The sequence below is a fragment of the Parasaccharibacter sp. TMW2.1890 genome (assembly GCF_023337645.1).
In the GTDB taxonomy this organism is placed as follows: domain Bacteria; phylum Pseudomonadota; class Alphaproteobacteria; order Acetobacterales; family Acetobacteraceae; genus Bombella; species Bombella apis.
Map to the genome: position 1 here is coordinate 223,403 of NZ_NWUV01000003.1, position 26,473 is coordinate 249,875.

Annotated in this window: 23 protein-coding genes; 11 read left to right on the forward strand and 12 right to left on the reverse strand. The window is 62.0% G+C overall.

Features of this window, described 5'->3' with window-relative positions:
- Window positions 1–236: 236 nt before the first annotated feature.
- From CPA54_RS07620 to CPA54_RS07660, 9 genes are all read right to left on the reverse strand, one after another.
- Window positions 237–1,547, reverse strand: coding sequence for a cytochrome c (locus tag CPA54_RS07620; RefSeq protein WP_103765682.1), 1,311 nt, complete (start codon window positions 1,545–1,547; stop codon window positions 237–239).
- Between the two features lie 62 nt (window positions 1,548–1,609).
- Window positions 1,610–3,403 carry a GMC family oxidoreductase gene (locus tag CPA54_RS07625; RefSeq protein WP_146046919.1) on the reverse strand — a complete coding sequence of 598 codons (1,794 nt, stop codon included), beginning with the start codon at window positions 3,401–3,403 and terminating at the stop codon, window positions 1,610–1,612.
- A 3-nt stretch (window positions 3,404–3,406) separates the two neighbouring features.
- Entirely contained in the window at window positions 3,407–4,186 is a 780-nt protein-coding gene (locus CPA54_RS07630) for a gluconate 2-dehydrogenase subunit 3 family protein (protein WP_249086005.1), read from the reverse strand.
- Between the two features lie 133 nt (window positions 4,187–4,319).
- Window positions 4,320–5,162, reverse strand: coding sequence for a hypothetical protein (locus CPA54_RS07635; protein WP_249086007.1), 843 nt, complete (start codon window positions 5,160–5,162; stop codon window positions 4,320–4,322).
- A complete protein-coding gene (locus CPA54_RS07640) occupies window positions 5,149–6,255 on the reverse strand; it encodes a hypothetical protein (RefSeq protein WP_081562913.1) in 1,107 nt (368 codons plus the stop codon). Before CPA54_RS07640 ends, CPA54_RS07635 begins: the two co-directional genes overlap by 14 nt.
- Window positions 6,252–7,229, reverse strand: coding sequence for an Hsp33 family molecular chaperone HslO (locus tag CPA54_RS07645; RefSeq protein ID WP_248461115.1), 978 nt, complete (start codon window positions 7,227–7,229; stop codon window positions 6,252–6,254). The genes CPA54_RS07640 and CPA54_RS07645 overlap by 4 nt, the downstream gene beginning before the upstream one ends.
- A gap of 78 nt (window positions 7,230–7,307) precedes the next feature.
- The gene (gene argF, locus CPA54_RS07650) at window positions 7,308–8,276 is read right to left on the reverse strand and encodes an ornithine carbamoyltransferase (protein WP_192848726.1); all 969 of its coding nucleotides are present in this window, start codon (window positions 8,274–8,276) and stop codon (window positions 7,308–7,310) included.
- A gap of 12 nt (window positions 8,277–8,288) precedes the next feature.
- Entirely contained in the window at window positions 8,289–9,464 is a 1,176-nt protein-coding gene (locus CPA54_RS07655) for an aspartate aminotransferase family protein (protein WP_043559342.1), read from the reverse strand.
- 205 nt (window positions 9,465–9,669) lie between these two features.
- Window positions 9,670–11,313: a D-aminopeptidase gene (locus CPA54_RS07660; protein ID WP_249086009.1), complete on the reverse strand. Its 1,644-nt coding sequence runs from the start codon at window positions 11,311–11,313 to the stop codon at window positions 9,670–9,672.
- A 91-nt stretch (window positions 11,314–11,404) separates the two neighbouring features.
- Here CPA54_RS07660 and CPA54_RS07665 point away from each other — a divergent pair, with 91 nt between their 5' ends.
- The 9 genes from CPA54_RS07665 (at window position 11,405) to dld (ending at window position 21,980) form a co-directional block, all read left to right on the forward strand.
- Window positions 11,405–12,010, forward strand: a complete 606-nt coding sequence (locus CPA54_RS07665; protein WP_043558945.1) for a regulatory protein RecX — start codon at window positions 11,405–11,407, stop codon at window positions 12,008–12,010.
- Between the two features lie 121 nt (window positions 12,011–12,131).
- Window positions 12,132–12,587 (forward strand): CHAP domain-containing protein, encoded by a 456-nt coding sequence (locus CPA54_RS07670; RefSeq protein WP_043559339.1) that lies wholly within the window; start codon window positions 12,132–12,134, stop codon window positions 12,585–12,587.
- Window positions 12,588–12,689: 102 nt separating this feature from the next.
- Entirely contained in the window at window positions 12,690–12,965 is a 276-nt protein-coding gene (locus tag CPA54_RS07675) for a twin-arginine translocase TatA/TatE family subunit (RefSeq protein WP_249086011.1), read from the forward strand.
- A gap of 49 nt (window positions 12,966–13,014) precedes the next feature.
- On the forward strand, window positions 13,015–13,947 hold the full coding sequence (locus tag CPA54_RS07680) for a bifunctional riboflavin kinase/FAD synthetase (RefSeq protein ID WP_043558939.1): 933 nt from the start codon (window positions 13,015–13,017) through the stop codon (window positions 13,945–13,947).
- Window positions 13,948–14,017: 70 nt separating this feature from the next.
- Window positions 14,018–16,987, forward strand: coding sequence for an isoleucine--tRNA ligase (gene ileS, locus CPA54_RS07685; RefSeq protein ID WP_081562908.1), 2,970 nt, complete (start codon window positions 14,018–14,020; stop codon window positions 16,985–16,987).
- On the forward strand, window positions 16,984–17,520 hold the full coding sequence (gene lspA, locus CPA54_RS07690; protein WP_086431551.1) for a signal peptidase II: 537 nt from the start codon (window positions 16,984–16,986) through the stop codon (window positions 17,518–17,520). Before ileS ends, lspA begins: the two co-directional genes overlap by 4 nt.
- Before the next feature lie 55 nt (window positions 17,521–17,575).
- A complete protein-coding gene (locus tag CPA54_RS07695; RefSeq protein WP_373364572.1) occupies window positions 17,576–18,133 on the forward strand; it encodes a DUF3035 domain-containing protein in 558 nt (185 codons plus the stop codon).
- A gap of 67 nt (window positions 18,134–18,200) precedes the next feature.
- Window positions 18,201–20,093, forward strand: coding sequence for a DNA mismatch repair endonuclease MutL (gene mutL / locus CPA54_RS07700; protein ID WP_249079886.1), 1,893 nt, complete (start codon window positions 18,201–18,203; stop codon window positions 20,091–20,093).
- A gap of 171 nt (window positions 20,094–20,264) precedes the next feature.
- Complete coding sequence (gene dld, locus CPA54_RS07705) at window positions 20,265–21,980, forward strand: D-lactate dehydrogenase (RefSeq protein ID WP_249086013.1); 1,716 nt, start codon at window positions 20,265–20,267, stop codon at window positions 21,978–21,980.
- Between the two features lie 58 nt (window positions 21,981–22,038).
- Here the strand turns inward: dld and CPA54_RS07710 are convergent, their stop codons facing one another.
- Both CPA54_RS07710 and CPA54_RS07715 read right to left on the reverse strand, forming a co-directional pair.
- Window positions 22,039–22,596 carry a DUF1643 domain-containing protein gene (locus tag CPA54_RS07710; RefSeq protein ID WP_249086015.1) on the reverse strand — a complete coding sequence of 186 codons (558 nt, stop codon included), beginning with the start codon at window positions 22,594–22,596 and terminating at the stop codon, window positions 22,039–22,041.
- A 25-nt stretch (window positions 22,597–22,621) separates the two neighbouring features.
- On the reverse strand, window positions 22,622–23,827 hold the full coding sequence (locus CPA54_RS07715; RefSeq protein WP_052348959.1) for a transglycosylase SLT domain-containing protein: 1,206 nt from the start codon (window positions 23,825–23,827) through the stop codon (window positions 22,622–22,624).
- A 256-nt stretch (window positions 23,828–24,083) separates the two neighbouring features.
- On the opposite strand from CPA54_RS07715, the gene CPA54_RS07720 reads away from it, so the two are divergent.
- Window positions 24,084–24,302: a hypothetical protein gene (locus tag CPA54_RS07720; protein ID WP_043558926.1), complete on the forward strand. Its 219-nt coding sequence runs from the start codon at window positions 24,084–24,086 to the stop codon at window positions 24,300–24,302.
- Window positions 24,303–24,373: 71 nt separating this feature from the next.
- The gene (locus CPA54_RS07725; protein ID WP_043558923.1) at window positions 24,374–25,231 is read left to right on the forward strand and encodes a hypothetical protein; all 858 of its coding nucleotides are present in this window, start codon (window positions 24,374–24,376) and stop codon (window positions 25,229–25,231) included.
- A 113-nt stretch (window positions 25,232–25,344) separates the two neighbouring features.
- Here CPA54_RS07725 and CPA54_RS07730 read toward each other — a convergent pair whose 3' ends face one another.
- On the reverse strand, window positions 25,345–26,463 hold the full coding sequence (locus tag CPA54_RS07730) for an AbrB family transcriptional regulator (RefSeq protein ID WP_249086017.1): 1,119 nt from the start codon (window positions 26,461–26,463) through the stop codon (window positions 25,345–25,347).
- Window positions 26,464–26,473 lie beyond the last annotated feature (10 nt).

A 26,473-nucleotide genomic window follows, 5' to 3' on the forward strand; every position in this document is an offset into this window, starting at 1 on the left:
GGACGACAGGGCGAATTAAATACTGTTTTAGTCTGAGTTATGACATCTCCGTAAGGTACGGCACCTTCCTCTGTAGGGCAGGCAGAAAGGCCCCTGCTTCTGTTCTGCAGTCTTCATCCTGTCACGAGATGACGGGAGCATAGGTTACAGGAATGTCACGGAATGCAGCGCTCCGTCTGTATGGGTACGGAGGGAAAAAACCGCCAAGGGTGTTTCTTCCTTCCGTGCCGATGGTGTCAGTTTTTGGGAAGCTGGTCCGGTGTTTCTGCCTGCGGGATGGAGTGGCGGATGTGTTTCACGGTACTTTCCTTCACGGGGCTGCTGTTATTGCCCCAGCTCTGCCGGATGAAGCTGACAACATCAGCTACTTCCCTGTCAGAGAGCGTGTCCGCAAAGCCCGGCATGGTGAAGGCGGAGGCCGCCGTAGGCAGGGCGTGCATACTGTCGCCGGCCAGAATGATATGGATGAGTGATGTGGCATCATCCGTCATCACGATGGGGTTGCCAGCCAGTGGGGGGAAGACCGTTCCATACCCGGCACCATCGGTGCGGTGGCAGGCGGCGCAGCGGTCCATGTAGGTCTGTGCCCCGGGCTGGGAGAGGTCGGCACGGCGGAGCATGTCGGTCGTCGTGGGGTCATAGACCCAGGGTGTTTCCTTGCGTGCCGGGGCCAGCTGCATGAGGTAACGGGCAATGGCGTGCAGGTCCGCCTCCTTGAAGGCATGGGCACTATGGACGATGACAGGCGTCATCCCGCCAAAGCTGGCACCAGTCCGGGACCGCCCCGTGCGGAGGAAATCCACGATGTCCTGTTCGCTCCAGCGGCCCAGTCCTGTCCGGTTTTCCTGCCGGAGGGAGGGGACGACCCATTGTTCCACCACGCCCCCGCCAGAGAGGAAGAGCGGCCCGTCCTTGGCTGTCTGGGCTTTTTCATTGAGGGTGATGCTGCGGGGGCTGTGGCAGGCCCCGCAATGGCCGGGTCCTTCCACCAGATAGGCTCCACGGGCAAGTATGGGGTCGGAGAACTGGTTGTTGGTGCGCAGCTGGGCAGACTGGATGGAGGGTGAGAACAGCCAGCGCCAGATATGCAGGGGCCAGCGCATGGAAAGTGGCCAGATCAGCCCATTGGCGGGCGGGTCAACAGGCTGCGGTGTCACCCCCCTCTGGAAATAGACATAGAGGGCGTGGATGTCCGCCTTGCTCAGCCGTGCGTAGGAGGGATAGGGCATGGCCGGATAGAGGGCGCTGCCATCCTTGCGGATGCCGAGCTGGACGGCCCGGGCGAATTCGGCTTCGGTATAGTGGCCGATGCCGTGGACGGGGTCTGGCGAGATGTTGGTGGAGTAGATGGTGCCTATGGGCAGCTTGAAGGGCATCCCCCCGCTGTAGGGTGGCCGCCCCGGCTGGGTGTGGCAGGCGGCACAGTCGCCCAGAACGGCCTGATAATGGCCCTCTTCAATCAGTCCGGCAGGCAGGGGAGCATCATCAGCCTGTGCAGGACGGGTGGGCAGGGTGGCAGCCACGATGCCCAGCAGACCCAGCCCCATCGTCAGCAGGGGGCGAAGGGGGGATGTGCGTTTCGTGCCGGTGGAACGGAGGAACAGGGACATCAGGCGTGTACCATCGGGCCGGGATTGCGGAGATAGGTCTGGCGGATATGGTAAGCGGACCAGTAGGCCAGTGCTGCCACCAGGCCTGTCGGGTTGTATCCCATTCCTTGCGGGAAGGCGCTGGAGCCGATGACGAAGAGATTCGGGACGTCCCAGCTCTGGAGATACCGGTTCAGGGCGCTGGTCTTCGGGTTGCTGCCCAGAATGACACCACCGCTGAGATGTGTTGTCTGATAGATGCGGCTGTCGAAAAGCTGGCCCGGCTGGAGGCTGTTCAGGCTGGTCCGTGTGGCCCCCATGGCCTGGGCAATGTCGCCGATCTGCCTGACGACATACTGGTTCATGCGGATGTCGTTGTCCTTCCATGTGAAGGTCATCCGCAGCATGGGCTGGCCATAGGCATTGCGCCATGTGGGGTCCAGGTCGAGATAGACATCCCGGTAGGCCATGTTGCTGCCATGGGCATCAATGCTGAAGGAATGCCTGTACTGGTCGATCATGGCGGCCTTGTAGGCACCTCCCCAGCGGGGTGATCCTTTTCCGCCACTGCCCTGTGCGGCAGCAATGGGCTTGAGGCCCGCCTGATTGACCCAGACAGGAGACCCGCCAATGAAACCGGCCCGCCCCCGGTCGAAACCGGGCTGGTTGAAGTCATCAATGGCCACGCCAGCGCCGCCGGCGCCGACAAACTGGTTTGTGCAGCGGTTTTCCGGCAGCCAGACACGGGAGGAGGTGATGGTCTGGTAGGTGAAATTGCGGCCGATGGTCCCGCTCTGGCTGACCGGGTCATAGGGTTTGCCAATGCCGGATGTCAGCATGAGGTGGACATTGTGCAGCTGGAAGGCGCTGAGGATGACCAGATCCGCCTCAATGACCTGTTCGGAGTCGGTTTTGAGGTCGATGTACCGCACACCGGTGGCTCTCTTGCGGGTGTCATCCAGCAGGATTTCCAGCACCTGTGCCTGTGTGATGAGCCGGAAGCGTTTGTCCTGCCGCAGAGCGGGCAGGATGTTCACGTTCGGGGAGGCTTTGGAATAGAGATAGCAGGCATAGCCACTGCAATAACCGCAGAAGTTGCAGGGGCCCATCTGGCAGCCATAAGGATTGGTATAGGGCTGGGAGGCATTGGCGGCAGGCATGCTGTAAGGGTGGAAGCCTGCCTCCCGGGCTGCCTGGCGGAAGACGCTGGCAGAGAAGGTGTCTGCCATGGGCGGCAGGGGAAAATGGCTGGAGCGGTCCAGGGCAAAGACGTTGCCACGGCCTGTTTTCTGCCCCTGCACGGAGGATGCCTCCCCCGAAGTTCCAAAGACCTTCTCTGCCTTGTCGAAAAACGGTTCCAGTTCTCCGTAGCTGATTCCGTAATCCTGGAGGTGCATGTCTTTGGGGATGAATTTCTGCCCGTAGCGCTCAATGGTGGCGCTGCGCAGGCGGAGGTCATCCTCCGTGACACGGAAGTGGCAGCCTGACCAGTGCAGTCCGGCACCACCAACGCCTTCGCCGGGGAGGAAGGCGGCCAGCTGGCGGTAGGGCAGGGCAGTCTGGTCTGGGCGGTTGCGGATGGTCAGGGAGGTGCGGGCCAGTTTCTGGAAGAGGCGCTTGCGCACGGCGCCCCGCAGTTCGTCAATGGAGCCGGGATAGGTCCCTTCCACGGCTGTGCTGTGGTCGTGCCCACGTTCCAGCATGGTGACGTTCAGTCCGGCCTCTGTCAGTTCCTTGGCCATGATGCTGCCGGCCCAGCCAGCGCCGATGACAACGACATCCGGCTTCGCGGGAGGGAATGTCTGGTCTGTCATGGTTCATCCCTCCTCATTCTGGAAAGAGGCGCTGTATGGGTCCGGTTTTGGAGGCATGCCGACCGGGCCCAGGGGGTAGCGGGCCCCGTCCTGGTTGATCCAGTCCATGAAGTCCGCCCTGGCACCGGGAAAATCCATCATTTTCCAGCCAGCCATGTTGTGGTTGCCGCCATAGGCAGGGTCGGAGAAGGCTCCTTCCAGTGTATTGGTCCGCAGCTGCTCGAAGAAGGCGGCACCGGGAATGTCATTGAGGTGGAGCTTGTTATCTTCCAGCGCATGCAGCACCTCATCCTGCCATTGTGGCGAGAGGGCTGCAAAAACGGCATCATGCAGCATGAGGCAATGGGTGTTGATGGGCGTGATGGCCCCACGATAGAGGTCCTGTGGGCTGTAGGGCAGCTGGTAGCCCAGCTCTGGCGGCCCATTCACGAAGGGGGCCTTCATGTACCAGAGGTCACCCCGGCCGTAAGGGGTGGTCATCTGCCTGTCGATGAAGCGGGGTACGCCGAGGGCCTGGGCTCCCGGCCCGTTTTCATCCTGCGGAAAGATGCGCTCGCACGCATGGCAGAGAAAGAGATATTCCTCCGCACTGAAAAAGACGGGCCTGTAATGGGCGGGGTCATCATCCGGGGGGGCGGGCTGTTGTTTCCCATCCTTTTCGTCTGCCCGGGCGGCATGGCTGAGCAGGGGAAGGCTGGAGAGGGAGGCTGCCCCTCCCATGAAGCCACGCCGGGACAGCGGGGCAGGAGCATCGTGGGAGGGAGGGGAGGAAGATGATGTCATCGCACAGGGCGGCCCGGTTTGAGAAAGTCCAGAAGAGGGGGCAGAATGGGAAAAAAGGCAGCAGAAGACAAGTTAACCAGCTGTCATGCCTGCTTTCTTCCGCCTTTTTTCCCGCATTGGGCGCCCAGGTCCGTTATTGGGGCAGGGTGAGCATGTGGGGCTGGGGAGAATGGATGCGGCCTGCGGAAGGTGCCTGGCCTGTTTCCGTATCAGCCGGTTTCTGCCAGCTGCCGGCAGTGCTGGCAGTATTGCCAACGGCCCGGTCTGCCGTTGCGGTGGCACCGGTCACGACCGTGCTGGCCGGGGGCTGCGGTGCAGCCGGGGGTGTGCCGGACAGATCCGTGCTGCTCAGCTCCTGGCTCTGGATGGTGGCGGCATTCAGCGGTGTGCCTGTTGCGTCCGTCAGCCATGAGGCCAGATGGCTGCGAACCTGGTATTCCAGCTCGACATTCATGTCATCCATGAGCTGCGTGTTGAGCGTATGGAGGTTGTGCTCCAGCCCGAGCTTGCCCGGGGCATCAATCGTGCGCTGGACATGCGCCGTGATGAAGCCGTGGTGATGGCTGGCGGCGTCATTCAGGTTCAGCTGGACTGTATAACTCCCGCTGAGGGCATGGTGCGGGGCCTTGCTCATCTCCGCTTTCGTGATGGTGAAGCTGGCTGTACCGGATGCCCCCATGGCGTGCAGGCGCTGGCGCCCCATAAGGGCCAGAGCGTCGGCGGGGTTGGTCGGGCTGTGGGAGGACAGGGCGTCACTGTCGGGCTGGACCTGGTTGCTGACATCAACCTGGCTGACATTCAGGTTGAGGGGGGGCAGGTAGCTGTAATCCGGTGACGGGAATGTTTCCTCTCCGGAACCGCCGGAGGCACAGCCTGCCAGCAGAGCCAGCGCACAGCCCATTCCCAGGCTGAAGAGAGAGGAACGCAGCTTCATGCGGCTGACCAGATGAGGCGTTCTGGCACTATGGTTCGTCATGGTTTTCATGTCCGGCGCCTGTTGTTTTTTCGTGGTCCTGCGGGGTGAGCCGGTCCCGGTCGGGCAGGCCTGCTGTCCGACCGGCCTCAAAAAAGAAAGACTGCCCCCAGTGTCTGGAAGAAAATGGAAAAGATGTCCGGTTTTGTCCAGTCTCTTCCTGTGTGGTGGCCTGTGTATCGGTCTGGGAGGACGAAGGTGACAGGGCGATGTCCTTCCACAGGGCCGAGGCCTTGCCCACGCCATAATCTTCCAGCCGGAAGGGGTGGGCATGTTTCAGTTCCTCAATGCAGTTGGGGTTGCTGATGAACCATGAGAGGAGAAAGATGGGGACCAGTGGCGTAAGCGGCCCATCTCCCAGCAGGAGTTCACCCTGCGGGTGGTAAAAAAGGGGCTGCTGTGCTGTTTGCGGGTCTATCTGCCCTGCCGGGCCGGGCCAGAAGAGGTAGAAGGTTTCTCCGTTTCTTTCGTCACTGAAGCGGCAGGCCACACCTCTGTCTGTCGGCATGGTCAGTTCGGCCCGGATGATGCGGCCACTGAAAGGGGAGCAGGCCAGCGTGTGGGGGCCGGCGGGCCGTGTCTCCAGCATGGCCCGGATGAACCGGGGCGCAAAGGGCTGGCCAGTTGCATCCGCTGCCTCCAGCTCCAGTGAGGTCTCTTCACCATCCAGCAGTGTGGCGGGAGACAGGACAAGAAGCGACCTGCTGACAGAGCGGAACCAGAGGCCGAGCAGCTGGAGGCGGGCCGTGTGCGGCAGGTTGGTGAGTGGGGCCATGGCCTCATGCGGGAAGCAGGCCTCGGCTGGCAGAGGCGTTACCCGGCCCAGCAGCGTCGTGCTGAGTTGCTGTAGGGCGGGGGCAACGGCCTCCCTGATCTTCTGGCTCCAGTGTTTGTCCAGCGCCAGGGCGTGGCAGGCGAGGATATCCCCTTCAGGTGTGAGCCACCAGCAGGCTTCCTGCCCTGTGTGCCTGTGCTGGAGACTCAGGACCTCCATCCCGGCAGGGGCCGGATGACGCCCGTTGCACTGCCAGCCCGGATAGAGCCGTTCGACGGGCTGTCCGTCCCGCTGGAGAGGTACTGGAAGCCCTGCTGTCATGGCGCTCCAGCATCACCGTTTTTCTGGCCATCGGGCAGGCTTTCACGGGTGAAGGTGAAAGCCGTGTTGCAGAAATGGCATTCCATGGAGATCACGCCATCCTGTGCCATGTGGTCGAGGTCCTCCCCGCTGAAACGTTCCAGCACACCCTGGAGGCGGGCCCGGCTGCACCGGCAGCCGAAGGAGAGAGGCCTGGCCGGGGCCAGCTCCACATCCAGCGTGCCGAAGAGACGGTTGATGAGCGCCCCGGGGGAGAGCTGTGGGTTGAAGAGCTCCTCTGCCGTCAGGGTCTGGCCAAAGGTGCAGGCCGTTTCCCACAGGTCCTGGATGGTGGCATCGGCTGGTCTGTGGTCATCATTGCCCGCAATCGGGGTGCTGTCTGGCAGGCGTTCCAGTACCAGGGCTCCGGCCTGCCAGCCCGATTCCGTATGGCGGGAGAAGAGGTGGATGGCGCAGTCATGCTGCTCACTGGTCTGGAAATAATGTTCGGCCATGTCAGCCAGAGTGGGGCCTTCGAGCCCGACAATGCCTTGATAACGGTCGGTATCCGGCCCCTGATCCACGGTAAAGGCCATATAGCCCTTGCCCAGCAGTCCGGAAGCATCTTCCGGCAGGGGGAGGGTGTAATCTTCAGCCATGCGGGCGGTAAAGCGCAGTTCGCCTGTATCGGTGCAGTCTGCAAGGAACAGGGAAACAGGTCCGTCTCCTTTGACCTGAAGGGAGAAGGACCCTTTGAATTTGAGGGCCGTCGCCATGGCTGCCACGAGGGCGAGCGCCTGTCCGCCAAGGAGGCGGACCGGTTCTGGCAGTTCATCATGGCGGGAGAGGATGGCCCCGGCCAGCGGGCCAAGTGTGATCAGCCGCCCCCGTACTGGCACATGGCCAAGATGGAACGGTGTGATGGCATGGGCGACCGTGAGGTCGGGGACATCATGCGGGCGGGGCGTTGCTGCGGGCGTGGTGGTTTCTGTCACCGGGGTCACAATCCTCTCTGTCGGGCCTGCCTGGCCTGATGCCCTACCCCTTCCGGGGCAGGCATCAGGCGGAAGGGTCTAGCCCTGATAGGCCGAAAGATCATCCTTCTCCATGCACCAGAGCAGAAGCCCTTTCTGGGCATGCAGGCGGTTTTCGGCTTCATCAAACACGATGGAGGCCGGGCTTTCGAACACGGCCTTGCTGACTTCTTCCCCTATATGGGCAGGCAGGCAGTGCATGAACAGGGCCTGGGGTGAGGCCAGCGCCATGAGGGTTTCATCCACATGGTAAGGGCGGAACAGCCTGAGGCGTTTTTCCGCATCTTCATCCCCCATGCTGACCCATGTGTCCGTGATGACGGCATCCGCTCCTGCTGCGGCCTCCTTGGGGTCATGCGTCAGGCGGATGTCACCGCCATTGTCCCGGGCCCATTGCACTGCGGTTTCGGACGGGGTGAACTCCCCTTCCGGTGTGGCCAGATGCAGGGTGAAGCCCAGTCGGGCTGCGGCCTCGATCATGGAGGTGGCAACATTGTTGCCATCGCCGATCCAGGCCAGTTTTTTGCCGGTGATCGGCCCCCTGTGTTCCTCAAAGGTAAGGATGTCGGCCAGAATCTGTACAGGGTGGGAGATCGGTGTCAGCCCGTTGATGACCGGCACGCTGCTCCAGCGGGCCAGCTCACGCAGGTTGGCATCCTTGCCCGTGCGCAGCACGACGACATCCAGAAAACGGGAGAGGACACGGGCCGTATCGGCAATGCTTTCTCCACGCCCCAGTTGCATGTCGGATGGAGCCAGCACGTTGACGGTCCCGCCAAGCTGTTTCATCCCGACTTCAAAGGAGACACGGGTGCGGGTGGAGGGGCGGGACATCATCAGCCCCAGCGCACGGCCGGCCAGTGGCTGGCCGGGGCAGAGCGGATGTCTGCGCCCCTGCTGGAGAGCCTTGACCCGTGCGGCGAGCGTGAGGATGTGCCGCAGTGTCTCGGTGGAGTGGTCCTTGATGTCTAGGAAGTGACGGGGCGATGAGGCCTTGGTGGTACTCACGCAGGTGTCTCCTTACTTGTTGGCAAGGGCGTGAGCAGCACGCCCGATGCGGGTGCAGGCTTCCTGACAGTCAGCCTCGGTTGCAATGAGGGGCGGAACCAGACGCAGCACGTTGTCCCCTGCGCCTATGGCCAGAAGGCCCTCGGCCATGACAGCGGCCAGAACATCCCCGACAGGGATGCGGCAGCGCAGGCCCCGCATCAGTCCGACACCACGGACTTCCTCGAAAATGGTGGGATATTCCCTCACGCAGGCTTCAAGCATTGTGCCAAAGGCGGCACCGGTCTTGCGGACATGCTCCAGAAAGCCGGGTGACAGAATCTCTTTCAGCACGGCCAGCCCGGCCGAGCAGGCCAGTGGGTTGCCGCCATAAGTGGTGCCATGCGTGCCGGGTGTGAGGTGCTGGGCCAAGTCTTCACGGGCCAGTACAGCCCCGAGCGGTACGCCCCCGCCAATGCCTTTGGCGGAGGACACGACATCCGGTGTGATGCCTGCCTGCTCGAAGGCGAAGAGCGTACCGGTACGGCCCATGCCGCTCTGTACCTCATCAATGCCCAGATAGAGGCCTTTCTCATCGCACAGGGCACGGAGGCCCTGCAGGAATTCATGGTCTGCTGCCCGGATGCCACTTTCCCCCTGCACGGGTTCCAGTAGGATGCCGGCTGTCTGGTCTGTCACGGCGGCCCGGACGGCGTTGAGGTCGTTGAAGGGCACATGGTCGAACCCTTCCACCGGTGTGCCGAACCCTTCCAGATAGGCCGGGTTGCCGGTTGCGGAAATGGTGGCCAGTGTCCGTCCATGAAAGGCATTGTTGAAACAGATGATGCGTGTGCGTTCAGGGTGACCATTTTTGTACTGGGCCCGCCGGATCAGTTTGATGAGGCCCTCATTGGCCTCCGCACCGGAATTGCAGAAGAGGACTGAATCCGCAAAGCTGTTCGCCACCAGCATGTCCGCCAGGGCCCTGGCCTGTGGAACCTGATAGAGGTTTGAGACGTGGATGACTTTGCTGGCCTGTTCGGTGATGGCCTTCACGAGGGCCGGGTGGCTGTGGCCAAGGGAGGACACGGCAATGCCAGCTCCGAAGTCCAGATAGCGTCGTCCATCCGTGCCGGTGAGCCAGAGGCCTTCGCCATGCTCAAAGGCAAGGTCAAAGCGTTTGTAGTTCGGCATGATGGAGGCGATCATGGTGGACGCGTTCCCGGTCTGAAAAATCAACGACATACAGCCCGTATCCGGTGGCGCATCAGTTCCATGCCTCCAACGGAAAATACCCCTGTCCGGTTTTCAGATCAGGGGGAGCTGCCCGACCATACTGCTTGCAGAACGGGGAATCGTCAAACCCTGTTTTGCAGGCAGGCCATGGAGGGCTTTGCAGCCGGACGCATGGCCTTCAGTCCGGCAGCCGCCGATAGATGAGATTCCGTGCCAGCCAGCAGCTGACACGCAGCTGGTGGAGGCGCCCGTTCCGCCGTTCGAAGTGGAGGGTCCAGTCGCCGGGCGGGGTGTGATCCAGAGCCCGGGGGCAGGGGAAGGCCCACAGGTCCGGTCCCAGTCCGGTCAGCCGTTCCATCCGCCCTGTTCCTAGAAAACCGGAGAACCCGCCATGCAGCAGCCCGCTCTGGCTGGTGATGGTGAAACGGGAGCCGTCCAGCTCCTCACATTCATAGTCTCCGGCAAGTTCTTCCGGGTCGGGCTGGGGGCTGGCAGGGTAGGGGCGGAGCAGGGCATGCCGGTTCTCCCCTGGCCGTTCCATGATGATGTGGGGCGTGGGGATTTCCTGTGTGCTGGCCTGCATGTGTTCGCCCTGTATATGCCGCACACGGAGGTTCCCGGCCTCGGCAAGCTGGGGGGAGATGATGTCCAGCGTTTCCGGCAGCATGAGGTAGCGGAGCTGAAGCTTGCCCGGTGCTGCTGCGGTGATGCGGGCGGAGAGGCCGGTTTCCTCATCCAGCCAGAGGCCCTCCAGTGCATGGGGAGCCTGTCTGCCAGAGGGGGCCTGTCGGGCAGCCGGTTTTCCCTCTTCTCCCAGAAAGGCCCGGAACAGGTTGGCGGCGGCCTGCTGGGCCGGGGACATGTGGTTGAAGAGGACCACGACAGAGAGGCGCAAGGCGGCACAGTGCAGCCGGTGGGACCGCCAGCCCCGCAGGGCGCCGCCATGGGCTGTGATCTCATGGCCTGCGATGGTGCCATGCTGCAGCCCGAAGCCGTAAGGCGCCTTGTGCCCGTTATCGAACAGGACGGGGCGGCTCATGCGGTTATAGAGGCCTTCGGGGTCATCACGCTGCTGGTCGATGAAACGTTCCCAGGCGATCATGTCATCCAGCGAGGCTGCCATCCCGGCATCCCCTGTCCAGTAGATGTGATTGCGGGCGGGCCAGTAGCCGCCCTCCTGTGTCCCCTCATAGCCGGTTGTGCCATCGGGCAGGGCGCTGGTTTCCGCCGCCAGGATGGCCCGCCTCATGCCGACCCTGTCGAAAACATGCTGCTGGAGCAGCTCGGCAAAGCTCAGCCCGCTTTCTTCTTCCATCGCCTCGGAAATCAGACGGAAATTCTGGTTGACGTAGGAATAGGATGTGCCGGGAAGAAACTGGAGGGACCGTGTCCCGGTGATGACCCTGTCGGAATCCGCCGGGCTGAATGTGCCTTCAATGGCGGCACCATGCAGCATGGCCACGGCCCAGTAATCCCGCAGGCCGGACTGGTTGTGAGCCAGCTGTGTGACAGTGGGCGGGTCGGAGCGGAGCCGGGGCAGCCGCCTGTGGATGTATGGGGCCAGGGTTTCCGGGTTTTCGTAACGGTCCAGCAGGGTGGTGCAGGTGAACTGCTTGGTGATGGAACAGATGCGGAACAGGCTTGCGGGCGTGAAAGGCAGGCGGCGTTCCAGCGAGGCATAGCCCCAGCAGTGCCGGGCGATCACTTCCCCCTCATGCAGGACGGCAACAGCTCCACCGGGGCCGGGATAACGGGTGGCCGTGGCGTGCATTTCTTCCTTCAGGCGCCCGGTCCGGGGCAGGATGGAGTGTTGTGCGTGCATGAGAACTCACTGGCGGGTACTATGGAGAGGCCTGTTACCAGTGATGAAGATTTTGGACGGGCAGGGCAAGAGCAAGTTATGGACTGATCGCATGGATGTTATCCCACCTTCACCAGATTATCAGAGCCTGAAAGACGCAGCTCTGGCCCATCTGGCCCGCTTTGCCACGACCCGGCAAAGCTTGCGGCAGATGTTGCAGCGGCGTGTTCGCCGCTGGGGGGTACGGGCTGCCCGGGCTGGCATGTTTGCCGAGGAGGTCGCTGCACATGAGGCCGTCTGCCTGCCGGTTATCGACCAGATCGTGGAGGAGATGGGGCGCCTCGGAGCTGTGGATGATGCGGCCTTTTCCCGTTCCAGGTCCCGCAATCTGGCTCGTGCCGGGCGGTCCCGCCGAGCTGTGCAGGCCCATCTTCAGGCAAGGGGCGTTGATGGTGAGACGGTCCGGCAGGCGGTGGATGAGAGCCTGGGAGAGGCAGGGGAGGAGCAGGCCCATCAGGCCGAACTGGCCGCCGCACTCATCCTGGCTCGCAAAAGGGCGGTCGGGCCATTCCACAGGCCCGACAGGCCGGAGAAGGAACACATGAAGGTACTGGCCATTTTTGCCCGCAACGGTTTTTCGCAGGATGTTGCGGAGAAGGCGCTTGGAATGGACAGGGAGGATGCGGAAGATCTGATTATCGGATTCCGGTCCCTGTGATGTTCCGTTGGGCAGGAACCAGATTCAGCCTCAATGTCCGGTTAGGCTGATGTCTGGCGAGAATGGGCAGAGCGTGAGGTGGACCATGCAGAAAAGCGGGGCTGTCATGCAGGGATGGCAGATGTGGGACCGCCGGAAGGAGGTGCTGGCCCTGTGTGTCTGCCTCACTCTCGGAGCATGCAGCTCGGTCGGGTCCTATCATGGGCCGGTGCAGTGTGCGCCTTATGCGCGGCAGGTGAGTGGGGTCAACCTGCGGGGGCGGGCTGCCAGCTGGTGGTGGGAAGCCCGGGGCCATTACCAGCGTAGCCACAGGCCACAGCCGGGGAGTGTGCTGGTGTTCCGGGCAAGCTCCCGTATTCCGGATGGGCATGTGTCGGTCGTGCGGCGCCTGCGGACGAGGCGGCGGATTGAAGTGGATCATGCCAACTGGGTTGGCGGGCGTATTGAGCACAGTGTGCCGGTGGAGGACATCTCCCCAAGGGGGGACTGGTCGTTGGTCCGGGTCTGGTGGGCCCCGGCAGGAAGTATGGGCAGGCGTGCATATCCCACCTATGGTTTTATCCTGCCAATGCGCTAGGATGCCTTCACGACATGGGTGGGCCCATGGGCCGGGGGTTGCACAATCAGTACGCCCCTGCCACATGAGGGACGCCTCAACCTTATCAGGGAGTATGGTCCTATGGGCAGCATGAGTCCGATTCACTGGATAATCCTTGCCGTTATTGTACTGGTGCTGTTCGGTGGTGGCGGCAAGATCAGCAGCCTGATGGGCGATTTCGCCAAGGGGATCAAATCCTTCAAGAAGGGCATGGCCGAGGATGACCGGGAGGGAACCGCCGCCTCGCAGCAGGCCGACGAACGTCTGTCTCCGCCCCAGCCCCAGCAGGGTACGGCAGCGCCCCATCAGCAGCCGGATGCCCGTATGGCTGATGATGAAAGCCACCGTTCCCGCTGATCCCGCTCTGCGGAACAGTTCCGGCACCTGAAGACCCGATGATACCCATATGACTTTCTGCACAGACTGGCGGGCCGTGCCCCGCTCCTGCTGGGGTGCGGCCGTGGCTCTGGGCAATTTTGATGGCGTGCATCGAGGTCATGTCCATTTGCTTCAGAGCCTGAAGATGGCTCGCCCCGGCTGTCGGTTGGGGGTGCTGACCTTCGAGCCACATCCACGGTCTTTTTTCCGTCCGCAGGACCCACCCTTCCGTCTCATGCGGCCGGAGGTGCGTGCCGCCGCCCTGAAGGAACAGGGCGTAAGCTGCATCGTGCAGGCAGAGTTTGATGAGGCTTTTTCCCATCTGGGTGCCGAGGCCTTCGTGCGGGATGTGCTGATCGAGGGGCTGCATGTGGCTCATGTGGCCTGTGGGGCGGACTTCGCCTTCGGGCACCGGCGGGAGGGTGATGTCACGTTTCTGGAGCAGCTTCTGGTGGAGCATGGCGTGGGCGTCAGTATCGTCCCGCAGCTGGCGGATGTGGCAGGGCCGGTGTCTTCCAGCCGGATACGCCGTCTCCTTCAGGAGGGTTATCCCGAGAAGGCAGCGGAGCTTCTGGGGCGCAACTGGGCCATCACGGGAGAGGTGGTCCAGGGGGATCAGCGGGGGCGCCTTCTGGGGTTCCCGACAGCCAACATTGCGCTGAAGGAGCATCTGGAGCCTGCCAGGGGTGTCTATGCCGTGAGGGTGCAGATGCCGGACGGTCGGCTCGTGCCCGGCGTTGCCAATCTTGGCCGCCGCCCGACCATCAATGACGGGCGGGAGAGCCGGCTGGAGGCTCATCTTTTCGATGTGGATGAGGACCTGTACGGCCAGATTCTGGGGGTGGAGCTGGTTGCTCTGCTCCGGGACGAGAAACGCTTTTCCTCCCTTGATGAGCTGAAGGCCCATATTGCGGCAGATGCCGCACAGGCGAAGCAGGTGCTCGGCAAGACAGGGGGTTGACCGGGACGGCAGGCTCTCTCCATAAGTACAGTTATTTTTATCCCGTACTGAGAGCTGGCGCACCTATTCCATGTCTGAGCCTGTAGAAAAGACCGATACCGTTTTCCGTGAGCAGCAGGAGCGTTACCGGGGAACGGTCTTCCTGCCCAAGACGTCTTTCCCCATGCGGGGCAACCTGCCAAAGCGGGAGCCGGACATGCTGGCCCATTGGGCGGAGACGGGGCTGGATGGCCAGATAGCGGAGGCCGGGCGTCGGGCGGACAGCATCTTCACGCTGCATGATGGCCCGCCCTATGCCAACGGGCATATCCATATCGGCCATGCCCTCAACAAGGTGATGAAGGACGTCATCAACCGTGCCCAGCGCATGAATGGGGCGCAGGTGCGCTACATGCCGGGATGGGACTGCCACGGCCTGCCGATCGAGTGGAAGGTCGAGGAGGAATATCGCCGGAAGGGCAAGGACAAGGATGCCGTGCCGGTTCTCCAGTTCCGTGCGGAATGTCGGGAATATGCCGCAAAGTGGGTGGAGGCCCAGCGGGAGGACTTCAAGCGTCTGGGCATCCAGGCGGAGTGGGACAACCGCTACGTGACGATGGACTTCGCCTCCGAGGCGCAGATTGCCGAGGAAATCGGCAAGTTCCTTCTCAATGGCCGTCTCTATCGTGGGTTGCGCCCCGTGATGTGGAGCCCGGTCGAGAAGACGGCCCTGGCCGAGGCGGAAGTCGAATATCACGACATCACCTCCACGACCCTGTTCGTGGCTTTCCCCAATGTGAAGGACCCGACGGAAGGGCAGCTGCTCTCCGGTGCCTCGGCCGTGATCTGGACCACGACCCCGTGGACGATCCCCGTCAACCGGGCACTCGCTGCCGGGCCGGATATCACCTACACGGTCATCCATGTCACCGGCGTGGCCGAGGACAGTCTCGTGCCGGTCGGGGCGAAGCTGATCGTGGCCGTGGACCGTCTGGAAGACTTCCTCTCCGGCGCAGGCGTTACCGGGCATGAGGTCCTTCACACCCTTCCCGGCCGTGCGCTGGAAGGAGCCGTGTTCGCCCATCCGCTGCGGGGGCGTGGGTTTGATTATGACGTGCCGCTGCTGCTTGGTGATTTCGTCACGACGGATGCCGGTACTGGTCTGGTGCACATGGCCCCGGCGCATGGTCATGACGACTTCATGCTCTGCCGTGCCCACGGCGTGGAAGTGACGGAAGAGGTCTGCGACAACGGAACCTATGTGGACTGGATGCCGGAGCTTGGGGGTGTTCATGTCTTCAAGGCCACGCAGCCCGTATGTGATCTGCTGACACAGGTGCGGGATCAGGCCCGGCAGGACGGTGCCCCGGCCCGTGGCCTTATGGCACGGGCGGAGATCGTCCATTCCTATCCCCATTCGTGGCGGTCCAAGAAGCCGGTGATTTTCCGGGCCACGCCGCAGTGGTTCATCGCCATGGAGCCCCGTGAAGGGGATGAGGGTGGCCCCGGCCTGCGTGAGCGTGCCCTGAAGGCCCTTGATGACATCAGCTTCGTACCGGCCAGCTCCCGCCGCCGCCTGACGAGCATGATCGAGCAGCGGCCGGACTGGTGCATCTCCCGCCAGCGGTCCTGGGGCGTGCCGATCGCCGTGTTCGTGGAGAAACGCACCGGTGAGGTGCTGCGGGATGCCGATGTGATGTCCCGCATCGTGCAGAGCTTCCGGGAGCGTGGGGCGGATGCCTGGTATGACACGGACCCTGCCGTCTATCTCGGTGAAGGCCGCAATCCGGAAGACTATGATCAGGTTTTCGACATTGTTGACGTCTGGTTCGAGAGCGGATGCAGCCACCGTTTCGTCCTGCATCAGGAGGGCGTGAATTACCCGGCTGACCTGTATCTGGAAGGCTCCGACCAGCATCGCGGCTGGTTCCAGTCCTCCCTGCTGGAAAGCGTGGGGGCCGAAGGCGTGGCGTCCTACAGGACGGTCGTGACGAACGGGTTCGTGCTGGACGGGCAGGGGCGCAAGATGTCCAAGTCCCTCGGCAACACCATCGTGCCTGATGACGTGACGAAGACGCTGGGTGCGGACGTGCTGCGCCTGTGGGTCCTGAACTCTGATACCAATGAGGACCTCCGCATCAGTCAGGAGATTCTCAAGCAGCAGGGCGAGCTGTACCGCCGTGTGCGGAACACGCTGCGCTGGCTGCTGGGGGCACTGGATGGCTTCACGCAGGCCGAGGCCCTGCCGCTGGGCTGGGATGACGTGTCCGCCCCGGTGGACGTGATGCTGGACAGGCTGGTCCCGGACGAGGCGGCCCGTGCCCTCCGCCACAAGGCAACGGTGAAGGCCCGCAAGGCCCTGCCGCTGCTGGAGCAGTACATTCTGCACCGTCTGTACGAGCTGTACCAGCGTGTGCAGGAGGCGGTGAAGACCCATCAGTGGAACGGCGTCTATCCGCTGCTGCACAATTTCTGCAACAATGAGCTGTCGGCCTTCTATTTCGACATCCGCAAGGACGTCCTCTATTGCGATCCAACGGACTCCCATGCACGCCGGGCGGCCCGCACCGTGCTGGACGTGCTGCACCGTGCCCTGACGACGTGGCTGGCCCCGGCTCTGGTCTTCACGGCGGAAGAGTCGTGGCAGGCCCGTTTCGGGCAGGAAGGCAGCGTGCATCTGGAGCGCTTCTTCGTGCCGGAAGAAGGCTGGCATGATCCTGAACTGGCCGGACGGTGGGAGACCCTGCGTCAGGTCCGCCGCCGTGTCACCACGGCTCTGGAAGTCGCCCGTCGGGAAGGGTTGATCGGCTCCTCGCTGGAGGCCCAGGTCCATCTGCCCCTGACGGCCGATGAGCAGGTCGTGTCCGAAGGGATCGACTGGGCGGAGCTTTGCCTGGCGTCCGAGGTCCATGTGCAGCCGGGTCAGGCCGAGGATGAGGTGAGGGTCAGCCGTGCGGACGGGCAGAAATGTGCCCGTTGCTGGCGTGTCCTGCCTGATGTCGGGCAGAATGAGGACCACAGCCATCTCTGCCTGCGCTGTTTTGGTGCGGTGAGTGCATGAGGTCGGCCCGGGCTGAAGGTACAGGGAGCGGCGCATCCCCGGCCCCTGTATCGGGGTCGCCACGGTGGCGGCTGGTCGGGTTGGTAACGGCTCTTGCTGTCCTGTTCGTGGACCAAGCGAGCAAGGCATGGATTCTCTACGGGCTGAACCTGCCGGCACGGGGGACCATGGATGTCATGCCCTGCCTCAGCTTCACGATGGTATGGAATCACGCCGTGACGTTCGGCATGTTCGGCGGGCACGGACGCTGGCTGTTCATTGCCATCTCCCTGCTGGCAGTGTTGGGGCTTCTGGTCGTTCTTCTGCGGTCACGCCGTCGGCTGGTCAGTCTTGCCTGCGGCGGAATCATCGGGGGCGCCATTGGCAATGTGATAGACCGTCTTCATTACGGGGCTGTAGTGGATTTCCTGCATTTTCATGTCGGGGGATGGTCCTGGTATGTTTTCAACATTGCGGATTCCGGCATTGTCTGTGGTGTTGGCCTGTGGCTGCTGGACTCCTTTCTGGCGGAGCGGCGGAGCCGGAATGGCTGAAGTGACAACCGGCTTGCCCATTGCAGGCAGGCCCTATAGGATTGGGCATCTTTTTGTGAGTGCAGTGCGGGAACCTGTCATGCGGCTTTTTGCTCCTTCAGTTATACGTCACGGAGTCCGGTTGGGTGCTCTGGCCACGTTCGGGCTGGCGTTGGCTGGGTGCTCTGGCAGTGATGTGGCGCGTGGCTTCGGCCTTCAGCGCAGCCTGCCGGATGAATACGCCGTGACGACCCGTGCGCCACTCTCCATGCCACCCTCGGAGAAACTGGCCCTTCCGGGGGCAGCCAGTGCCAACCGCCCGGATGAAAGTCCCCGTATGCAGGCGCTGGAGACGCTCGCCCCGGATGTCGCTCTTCACCCCAATGAGGGGACGGAGAGCGTCGGGCAGGAGGCCCTTGTCCAGCGGGCCACATCGGCGGCCCGTGGTCCGAACAATGCCGAACTTGGCGATGCTGATGCTGGATTTGTGGACAGTCTTCTTTTCTGGCGGGGTGGCCGGGCTGGCAATGTCGTGGATGGCGAAGCGGAAAATCGCCGCATCCAGAAGAATGCGGCCCTGGGGCAGAGCTTTGCTGAAGGCGCCACGCCGACCCTGCGGAAGGGTGGCAAATAAGAGCTTTCAGGCTCTCCTTTTGCGGTTGGTGTTCCGTCCTGTTCTGCCTCCTGTCTGAGGAGAAGTCATGATGAGGCCTGTCATCCGCCGTCTTTCCAGCCATGTTGTGGATCTTATTGCCGCTGGTGAGGTGGTGGAGCGCCCGGCGGCGGCGCTCAAGGAACTGGTGGAAAATGCGCTGGATGCCGGGGCGACCCGTCTTGAGGTCACCCTGCGGGGGGGCGGCTGTGAGCTGATTGATGTCCGGGATAATGGCCGGGGGATGGAAGCCGAGGAGCTGCCCCTGGCGGTGGAGCGGCACTGTACCTCCAAATTGCCGGATGATGACCTGACGGCCATAAAAACACTGGGGTTTCGGGGGGAGGCGCTGCCATCCATCGGGGCCAGTGCCCGCCTTTTCCTGACATCACGGACAGAAACGGCTGAAACGGCCTGGGAGCTTTCCGTGCAGGGGGGTGTTGTCAGCGGGCCGGTGCCTTCTGCTGGTTCTGTGGGGACCCGTGTTGTGGTGCGGGACCTGTTCTTTGCGACACCGGCCCGCCGCAAATTTCTCAAGACAGCCAGAGTGGAGGGCAATCACGCTGAAGCCGTCATGCGGCGTGTGGCGTTGAGTGCGCCGGATTGTGCCATCAGTTTCATCATGGATGGGCGGGAGATATTCAATCTGCCGCCGCAGGATGTCCGTGCCCGTGTGGCCAGCATTCTTGATGTGCCCGAAGATGGCCTTCTGACGGTTGATGAGCAGCGTGGCCCCATGCGGCTGGGCGGGTATATCTGTGGTCCGGGTGAAACCAGGCGGACAGGCAGCGGCCAGTTCATGCTGGTCAATAATCGCCCTGTGATGGACCCCATCCTGCGGACTGCCATACGGGTGGCCTATCGGCCCGTGATCGAGAAAGGGCGTTTCCCTGTTCTCCTGCTGCATCTGCGCCTTCCGCTTGATCGTGTGGATGTGAATGTCCATCCTGCCAAGACAGAGCTGCGGTTTGCGGATGAGGCCGAGGTGAGAGCTTTTGTCATCGGGGCTGTGGGGCGTGCGTTGGCCCGTAGCGCCGGGGACGGTGGAGGCATACAGGCCGATCTTGGCATCATTGGCCGCCGGGCAGCTTCCATTGGGCAGAATGTGCCGGGTACGTCCTATTCATATGATCATACGGGCGCCCGGGCCGTTCCTCCGGCCGATCTTGGTCTGGGGACGTCCGTTCGCCGTTTTGCTTCGTCTGCCGTGATGGAGCGGCAGTCTGCTCCTGGCCTTGCAGAGCCGCAGCAGGGTTATGTGACGTCAGGCCGGGTTGCGCAGGTGGAAGATGGCGGAGGGGAGGAGGTGCCTCATCCGTCTGTTGGCGGCAGACAGCCGGAGCAGCCACTTGGTGTGCCGATCGGGCAGATTCATGCCACCTATATTCTCTCGATTGCCCCGGATGGTGACCTGATCCTGACAGACCAGCATGCTGCCCATGAGCGTCTGACCCATGAGCGCCTGCGTGCCCGTTTTGCTGAAGGGGCCGTGCAGGCGCAGGCCCTTCTGATGCCGGAGGTGGTTGATCTGCCGCATGGGGCGGCCGAGGCGCTGTCACGATGTGCGGAGGAGCTGGCCCGTTTTGGTCTGGAGATAGAATCTTTTGGCAGTGGGAGCGTTCTGGTCCGCAGTCTGCCCGCCCCATTGAGCGGTAGTGACGTGGCGGGCCTTCTGCGGGATGTGGCGGATGAACTCGTGCAGATGCCTGACCTGCCAGCCCGGCAGACAGACAGTCTGGATGGGCGGTTTGAAGCCATCATGGCCCGGATGGCCTGTCATGGCAGCATCCGTGCCGGCCGTATTCTCAAGCAGGAGGAAATGGATGCTCTGTTGCGGGGCATGGAACAGCATCCCCGGGCCAATACCTGCCCTCATGGCCGTCCGACATGGTTGAAGCTGGACAAGGACGGGCTGGAGAAACTTTTCGGGCGGACCAGGTAATACTGGTGCCGAAAGGCATTTCACATTTCTTTGACAGGAAAACAGGGGGGCCCAAAGGGCCTTTCTATGGTTTTCATCGCATTGAAAGAGGTAATGTCACATCTTGTTTCATGGATGTGCCCTTTCCTTCCCGGAGTTGATCTTGAAGGAAAGGGGCGGAAAGAGGATGGAATGGTCGATCTTGTTGGCGAGTTGAAATCTGTTGTTGGCACCAGATATGTCCTGACCTCGGAAAGTGCGACCTACGGGTACCGCAAGGGGTTCCGGTTTGGTGATGGCCGGGTGGAAGCCGTCGTTATTCCCGGTTCTCTGGTTGAGCTGTGGCGTGTCTCGAAGCTGGCGGTGGAATCAGGGCGCATCATTCTCATGCAGGCGGCCAATACAGGGCTGACGGGCGGCTCCACACCGGATGGCAACGATTATGACAGGCCGATCATTCTCATCAGCACACGCAGGCTGAAAGGTATCCAGCTTCTGGGAGAAGGCCGACAGGTTGTCTGCCTGCCGGGGGCGGATCTTTACGAGCTGGAAGAAAAACTGGCTCCGCTGGGGCGGGAACCCCATTCGGTCATCGGGTCTTCCTGCATCGGGGCTTCTGTCCTCGGGGGGGTGAGCAACAACTCGGGCGGGGCCTTGGTGCAGCGTGGTCCGGCTTATACGGAAATGGCCCTCTATGGACAGGTGGATGCCGAGGGCAGGCTGAATCTGGTCAATCATCTGGGCATCCGCTTCCCGGATGAAGCTGTGGCAGAATCCGTGCTGGATGCGCTGGAACATGGTCGTTACAGCCCGGATGATGTGGACTGGTCGGGCACGAGAAAGGCCCATGATGATGATTACGTCAACCGTATCCGCCAGGTCGATGAGGCATCCCCGGGGCGTTACAATGCGGACCCGGGCCGTCTGTTCGAGGCATCCGGTAATGCGGGAAAGCTGATCGTCTTTGCCGTGCGGCTGGATACCTTCCCGGCAGCGAAGGATACGGCCGTCTTCTATCTTGGCACCAACCGGACCGATACGTTGGAAAAGGTCCGGCGGCATCTTCTGACGGCGTTTGAGGAGCTGCCCGTTGCGGGTGAATACATGCATCGGGATGCTTTTGCCATTGCGGATGAATACGGGCGGGATACCGTGGCGCTGATCCGTTTTCTGGGAACGAAACATCTGCCGCTCATGTTCCGTCTGAAGGCTCGTGTGGATGCCTTCGCCCGGCGTTTCTCATGGGTACCGGACGGGCTGAGCGACCTGCTCATGCAGTCTGGCAGCCGGTTCCTGCCCTCGCAGGTGCCAGCTCGCATGAGGGCCTATCACGAGAGATATGACCATCACCTCATGCTGCGTGTATCTGGCACGCTGGCCCGGCAGGTCCGCCCATGGCTGGAGAGCTTCTTTAGCGAAGGGCAGGAGGTGGAGGGTGCCTTCTTTGAGTGTACGGCGCAGGAGGGGACGCTGGCTTTTCTGCACCGGTTTGCGGCGGCGGGGGCAGCAAACCGGTATGTGGCTGTTCATGGCAGGAAGACGGGCGGCATGATGGCACTGGATGTCGCTCTGCGCCGCAATGACTGGGAGTGGCAGGAGCGTCTTCCGCCGGAGGTGGACGGCCAGCTGCTGCTGAAGCTCTATTACGGGCACTTCCTCTGCCATGTCATGCATCAGGATTATGTTGTCAGGCCTGGTGTGGACCCCATGGAAGTTGAGACGACCATGATGTGGCCAATACTGGACAAACGGGGAGCCCGTTATCCGGCCGAGCATAATGTGGGGCACCTCTATCATGCTCCGCAGAGCATGGCCGCCCATTACCGGTCGCTCGATCCTTGCAACTGTTTGAATCCCGGCATTGGCCGTCAGACAAAGAAGAAAAATTGGGTCGCAGAAAGCGTCTGAAGCCAGATGGGCGGGCCTCCCCTTGCGGGAAAGCCCTGTCTGCGTGGTGGGAGGTGGATCAGAAATCGTCTGCCGTCAGGGGGACGGGTGTAAGGTCCGCCGGGAGATAGAGCGGGTGTTCGGGGCGATGGCCTTTGCGGCTCAGCCGCAGGGCCGTGACCCTGTGACCAGCCCGGAGCAGCAGCCGTGCCACCTCAGGTCCCCGGTAGCGCAGCTCCTTGGCCTGCGGGGTGCCGTAGGCCAGCACGATGAGTTCAGCCTGTCCGGCCATGTCCAGCAGGTAGTGGTCGGTCTCCGGGCCGACGGGGTCGGCAACTTCGAGAAGGCGTTTCTGGTCCGTGCAGCGATAGGCGAAGCTGTTGCCCACGAACATGCCGCCATAACCCCATTGCCGACTGTAACGCTGGCATTTGGCCACGGAACGGTCATCTCCATATTCCGTGGCGACAGAGGGATTCATCATGATCCACATGATGAGGGGCCCTGTCTCATTCCAGATACGCCTGAGCGTATAGCGGTAACAGTCACCCGGCCCGGCATGGAGGGCCGTGCTGGTGACATCATCAGCGAGCCGGAGTGGCCTGGCCGTGCCGACATGGTGCGGTGTGTGCGGCATGTCCCGTGTGTTCCTCCGATGATGGTCAGGGAGCGTTGGGGGGAATTGTCAGGCAGTCTATGGTCCCCCGCAGATGCCTGCACGCCCCGGTAGCCTGGCTGTGCGTCAGGTTGATGAGCCGGGCCCGGTAGAGTGTACCTCTGGCCGTACGAACGGGCATGACATGGACGGAGGCCCCGCCGGCAATGGGGGTAATGCGGGGGCGTAGTTGTGTGGCAACCATGAGGGCCTGTTTTTCACCAGCATAGCTCCCCAGCTGGATGGCCCAGTCATGGGTTGATTCGGCCAGCATGTCTGTCGCTCCCCTCCGTCTGGCTGGGGCATCAGCCAGGGGAATGGACTGGATGCGCAGCGTATTTCTCTGTGGTTCTGGCGGAAAGGAGCGTGGTGGAGGCGAATGGGGCCGGGCGATGGGAGCTGCTGGCTGCGGCTGAGGGGAGGAAAAACCGCGGGCGGCCCATGCGGCCCGGATATCCTGTGTTTCGGCTGTTTGGACAGCCTGTCCGGCCGTGGTGGTTTCGTCATAGCTCCCACCACCATCCAGAGGTGTGGCCGTATCCATGCGGGCGGGCCCCTGCGCCGTCCTGTCATGGCGGGCCACGATGAGGTCATTGCGGGAGCGCTGATGCGGCCAGATGCCCATGATCTTGGGGGCAATGGCCGCCACATAATTGCGCGTCTCCCGTGGGAGGGCCCTGTTCTGGCGGAGGTAGTGGTCCAGACTGCCCGGGCCATAATTATAGGCAGCCAGAAAGCCGGGAGAGCCGTATATTTCATACATCTGGCGGATATAGGCTGTTCCGGCGAGAATGTTGTCGTGCGGGTCGTAGGGGTCAGGTCCCAGATTGTACTGGGTCCGCAGGTCGTCATAAGCGGGTGGCATGATCTGCATCAGCCCCATGGCGCCGGGCGTGGAGGTGATGAAGTTGCCATAACGGTCATACAGATGCCCCCCTGACTCCTGATGCATGACGGCCCTGATCCATTCAGCAGGCACATCGAAACGGTTTGATGCTTCATTGATGTAAGGTCCCCAGGGGTCTTCAGGCGGGCCGGGCGGTGTGTAGTGCGAGCGGGCATGGGCCTGATAGTCTGCCTGTTCCTCCAGCACGGGCATGGTCGGGCTGTTGCCGCTGGGACGTGTGGCGCAGGCTGCCAGAAGGGCAGGGAGGAGCAGGGCAAGGCAGAGGCGGACCATACGCAGGGTAGAGGACGGGGCAGTGCGTATCATGGGGGCTTCCTGAACAGGGACATGCGTGAGCTTCCTCTCCCTATCATGGAAATGATGGAGGGCAGAGAGGAGCCTGGTTTTTATAAGTAAAGATCACGTTATAAAAGAGGTTTAATGGAAGGTAGGGGATTGAAAAAAGGAAGGAAACGGGACTACTGTAGAGGGGATTATATTGGCTGGCAGCGGGAGCTGCTCCGTTCTGTACCTGCCCGAGGCGGGGGAATGGTTTTATTGGTAGGAATTGAAGGACGAGATCATGTCTTACGCTGCGCTGGATGCAGGCCGTGTTGCCCGTGCTGCCGAGCTGGCCCTGCAGACGCTGGCCGGGGAGAGGGAGACCTCTGAGGCGCATCAGCGTAAAACGATCCTGATCGAGCGTATACATGCTCTTGCCAGAGCCGCCGCAGATACGGCAGGACAGGGGACGGTGACGCTGACGTCCGAAGAGTTCTGGCTGATTTCCCGGAACTGGTGACGTGTCAGTGGGGCATGGCGAATGAATGATCATATGATTCTGAGAGACTGGGTGTCAGGGAGCGTTGAGGGATGAAGTGGTTTTTTGCGATTACAGAGAAGACACTGTCCAACGACCCTGATCATGGTTTTATCGATTGTATCCGGGCTGCCGTACAGTCGGCCCGTGAGAATACGACGCTGATCCCGCACATGGTGTTTGATGGAAACGAATGTGACTTCACGCGGGAGATGCGGGCTGCCGGGGTGAATGTCATTTTTCACCGTCTGCATTTCTATGACCGCCTGCTGGAGGCCCAGCGTCGCCTCAAACCGGAATGGCCCAATTACATTTTTACGGCGGCTGGTGCCTTCATGCGGCTGGAGCTGCCCCTGCTGGAGCAGGATGACCAGTACGTCCTGTACACCGACTGTGACGTGATGTTCCTGAAGGACCCGCAGGTCGAGTTCTGCACGCCGGAAATCTTTGCGGCTTGCGGGCAGTTCGGCAAGCAGGATTACTACGTGGACATGAACTCGGGGGTCATGGTGATGAACCTCGAGCGTATGCGCCGTGACCTGCCAGCGATGGTGGATTTCCTGTGCGATAATCTGGACCATGTGGCTGGGTATGATCAGGAGCTGCTGCGCATTTTCTACAATGCACAGTGGAGCCCACTTTCTGCCCGCTTCAACTGGAAGCCTTACTGGGGGGTGGATGACAACGCTACCATCGTCCATTTTCATGCGGCCAAGCCACCTGCTGCGCGGCATCTGCTGAATGATCCGGCCTATCGTGAGCATGATCATGTCTTCCATGCCTGGCGTCACTGGTTCTTCCAGAATCCGGCTGGGTACGGCTATTACGTTCCGAAGTGGGAAGAGTATCTCGAAAAGGCCCGCCGGTCTTACCAGGCGGACGCAGTCAGTGAGTTTGATGCTCTGAGATAGAATGGGGGTTCAACCCATTCAGGCAGTGCTGGAATATGGAAAAGCCCTCCTTCGTGGAGGGTTTTTCTTTGCCGTCATGCCAGCAGGCGGCGTGGCCGTGCCCTCTTCCGGGGTTACTTGCTTGTGGAAGGGGAGCGGGGCAGCTGCTCCATCTGCTCAGGCATGGCGGCCGTGCGGCTGGTATGGCGTTCCAGCCATCGCCCAAGGGGACGGGCAATGGCTGGCCCGAGCGTGATGATGGCGAGCATCCGGGCTGTCTGCATGGCAATGATGAAGGGCAGGGCAATCGGGACGTTGGCGCTGATGACGATGATGGTGTCCAGCCCGCCCGGGCTTGTGGCCAGGTAGGCACTGAGGAGGTCAATCCGGGCGAAATGGGCTACCGGCAGGGCCAGCAGGGCACAGCTGGCAATGAGTGTCATGGAGGAGAGGGCGACCGCTGGGATGGAGCGGAGTGCGTAACGCAGGACGGGTGCGGTGAAACGCAGCCCGATGGACCAGCCGATGGTCAGATAGGCCGGGATGCGGATCCAGAAAGGGGCGCTGATCTGGAACAGGCCACTCAGCTGGGCTGTGGCACCTGTCAGAATGGTCAGCAGAAGTGTTGCCGCTGGTGAACGCAGCCTGAGGCCGATGACCGTACTGATGGCGACAAGCAGCAGTGTAGGTAGCAGGTTGCCTCGCATTGGTGCGGGCGTGGGAGTGGCGTGGCCCGTGCGTATGACGATCCATGAAATCAGGGACGTGGCAACGGCAACCATGATGACCCTGAAATAGAGCATGAAGGCTGTCAGCCTTGTATCAGCTCCGAAAGACCCGCAGAGCATGACCATGGTGGAGGCTGCGCCCGGTGATGTGCCCCAGAGGGCCGTCGTCCCCGGCATGACCCCGAACCAGGCCAGACAGGCCCCCGTGGAAAAACTGACAAGGATGACGGAGAGGACACTGAAAAGAACCAGTATCCAGTGGGACATGATGTGGTGGAGGACAGAGCCTGTCAGGCTGTTGACGACCACACAGGCCAGTATGGCCTGTGCCATGGTAAAGAAAACGGGTTTGATGGTGATGCCACGGTTCCTGATCGACAGGATGATGCCGGCCGCCATGGGGCCCAGCATCATGCCCGCTGTCAGATGCAGCAGCATGAAGAGGCCGGAAATCACGGCAGAAAAAAAGACCAGCTCTGCCCATCGTGACCCATGGGAGCGCCAGGAGAGGGAGGACAGGGTCACACGCCCGGTC

Excerpts from the sequence above, each read along its gene's own strand:
- CPA54_RS07620 (WP_103765682.1), bottom strand. The coding sequence starts at position 1,547 with ATGGGGCTGGGTCTGCTGGGCATCGTGGCTGCCACCCTGCCCACCCGT.
- CPA54_RS07625 (WP_146046919.1), bottom strand. The coding sequence starts at position 3,403 with ATGACAGACCAGACATTCCCTCCCGCGAAGCCGGATGTCGTTGTCATC.
- CPA54_RS07630 (WP_249086005.1), bottom strand. The coding sequence starts at position 4,186 with ATGACATCATCTTCCTCCCCTCCCTCCCACGATGCTCCTGCCCCGCTG.
- CPA54_RS07635 (WP_249086007.1), bottom strand. The coding sequence starts at position 5,162 with ATGACGAACCATAGTGCCAGAACGCCTCATCTGGTCAGCCGCATGAAG.
- CPA54_RS07640 (WP_081562913.1), bottom strand. The coding sequence starts at position 6,255 with ATGACAGCAGGGCTTCCAGTACCTCTCCAGCGGGACGGACAGCCCGTC.
- CPA54_RS07655 (WP_043559342.1), bottom strand. The coding sequence starts at position 9,464 with ATGATCGCCTCCATCATGCCGAACTACAAACGCTTTGACCTTGCCTTT.
- CPA54_RS07660 (WP_249086009.1), bottom strand. The coding sequence starts at position 11,313 with ATGCACGCACAACACTCCATCCTGCCCCGGACCGGGCGCCTGAAGGAA.
- CPA54_RS07665 (WP_043558945.1), top strand. The coding sequence starts at position 11,405 with ATGGATGTTATCCCACCTTCACCAGATTATCAGAGCCTGAAAGACGCA.
- CPA54_RS07670 (WP_043559339.1), top strand. The coding sequence starts at position 12,132 with ATGTGGGACCGCCGGAAGGAGGTGCTGGCCCTGTGTGTCTGCCTCACT.
- CPA54_RS07675 (WP_249086011.1), top strand. The coding sequence starts at position 12,690 with ATGGGCAGCATGAGTCCGATTCACTGGATAATCCTTGCCGTTATTGTA.
- CPA54_RS07680 (WP_043558939.1), top strand. The coding sequence starts at position 13,015 with ATGACTTTCTGCACAGACTGGCGGGCCGTGCCCCGCTCCTGCTGGGGT.
- ileS (WP_081562908.1), top strand. The coding sequence starts at position 14,018 with ATGTCTGAGCCTGTAGAAAAGACCGATACCGTTTTCCGTGAGCAGCAG.
- lspA (WP_086431551.1), top strand. The coding sequence starts at position 16,984 with ATGAGGTCGGCCCGGGCTGAAGGTACAGGGAGCGGCGCATCCCCGGCC.
- mutL (WP_249079886.1), top strand. The coding sequence starts at position 18,201 with ATGATGAGGCCTGTCATCCGCCGTCTTTCCAGCCATGTTGTGGATCTT.
- dld (WP_249086013.1), top strand. The coding sequence starts at position 20,265 with ATGGTCGATCTTGTTGGCGAGTTGAAATCTGTTGTTGGCACCAGATAT.
- CPA54_RS07710 (WP_249086015.1), bottom strand. The coding sequence starts at position 22,596 with ATGCCGCACACACCGCACCATGTCGGCACGGCCAGGCCACTCCGGCTC.
- CPA54_RS07715 (WP_052348959.1), bottom strand. The coding sequence starts at position 23,827 with ATGATACGCACTGCCCCGTCCTCTACCCTGCGTATGGTCCGCCTCTGC.
- CPA54_RS07720 (WP_043558926.1), top strand. The coding sequence starts at position 24,084 with ATGTCTTACGCTGCGCTGGATGCAGGCCGTGTTGCCCGTGCTGCCGAG.
- CPA54_RS07725 (WP_043558923.1), top strand. The coding sequence starts at position 24,374 with ATGAAGTGGTTTTTTGCGATTACAGAGAAGACACTGTCCAACGACCCT.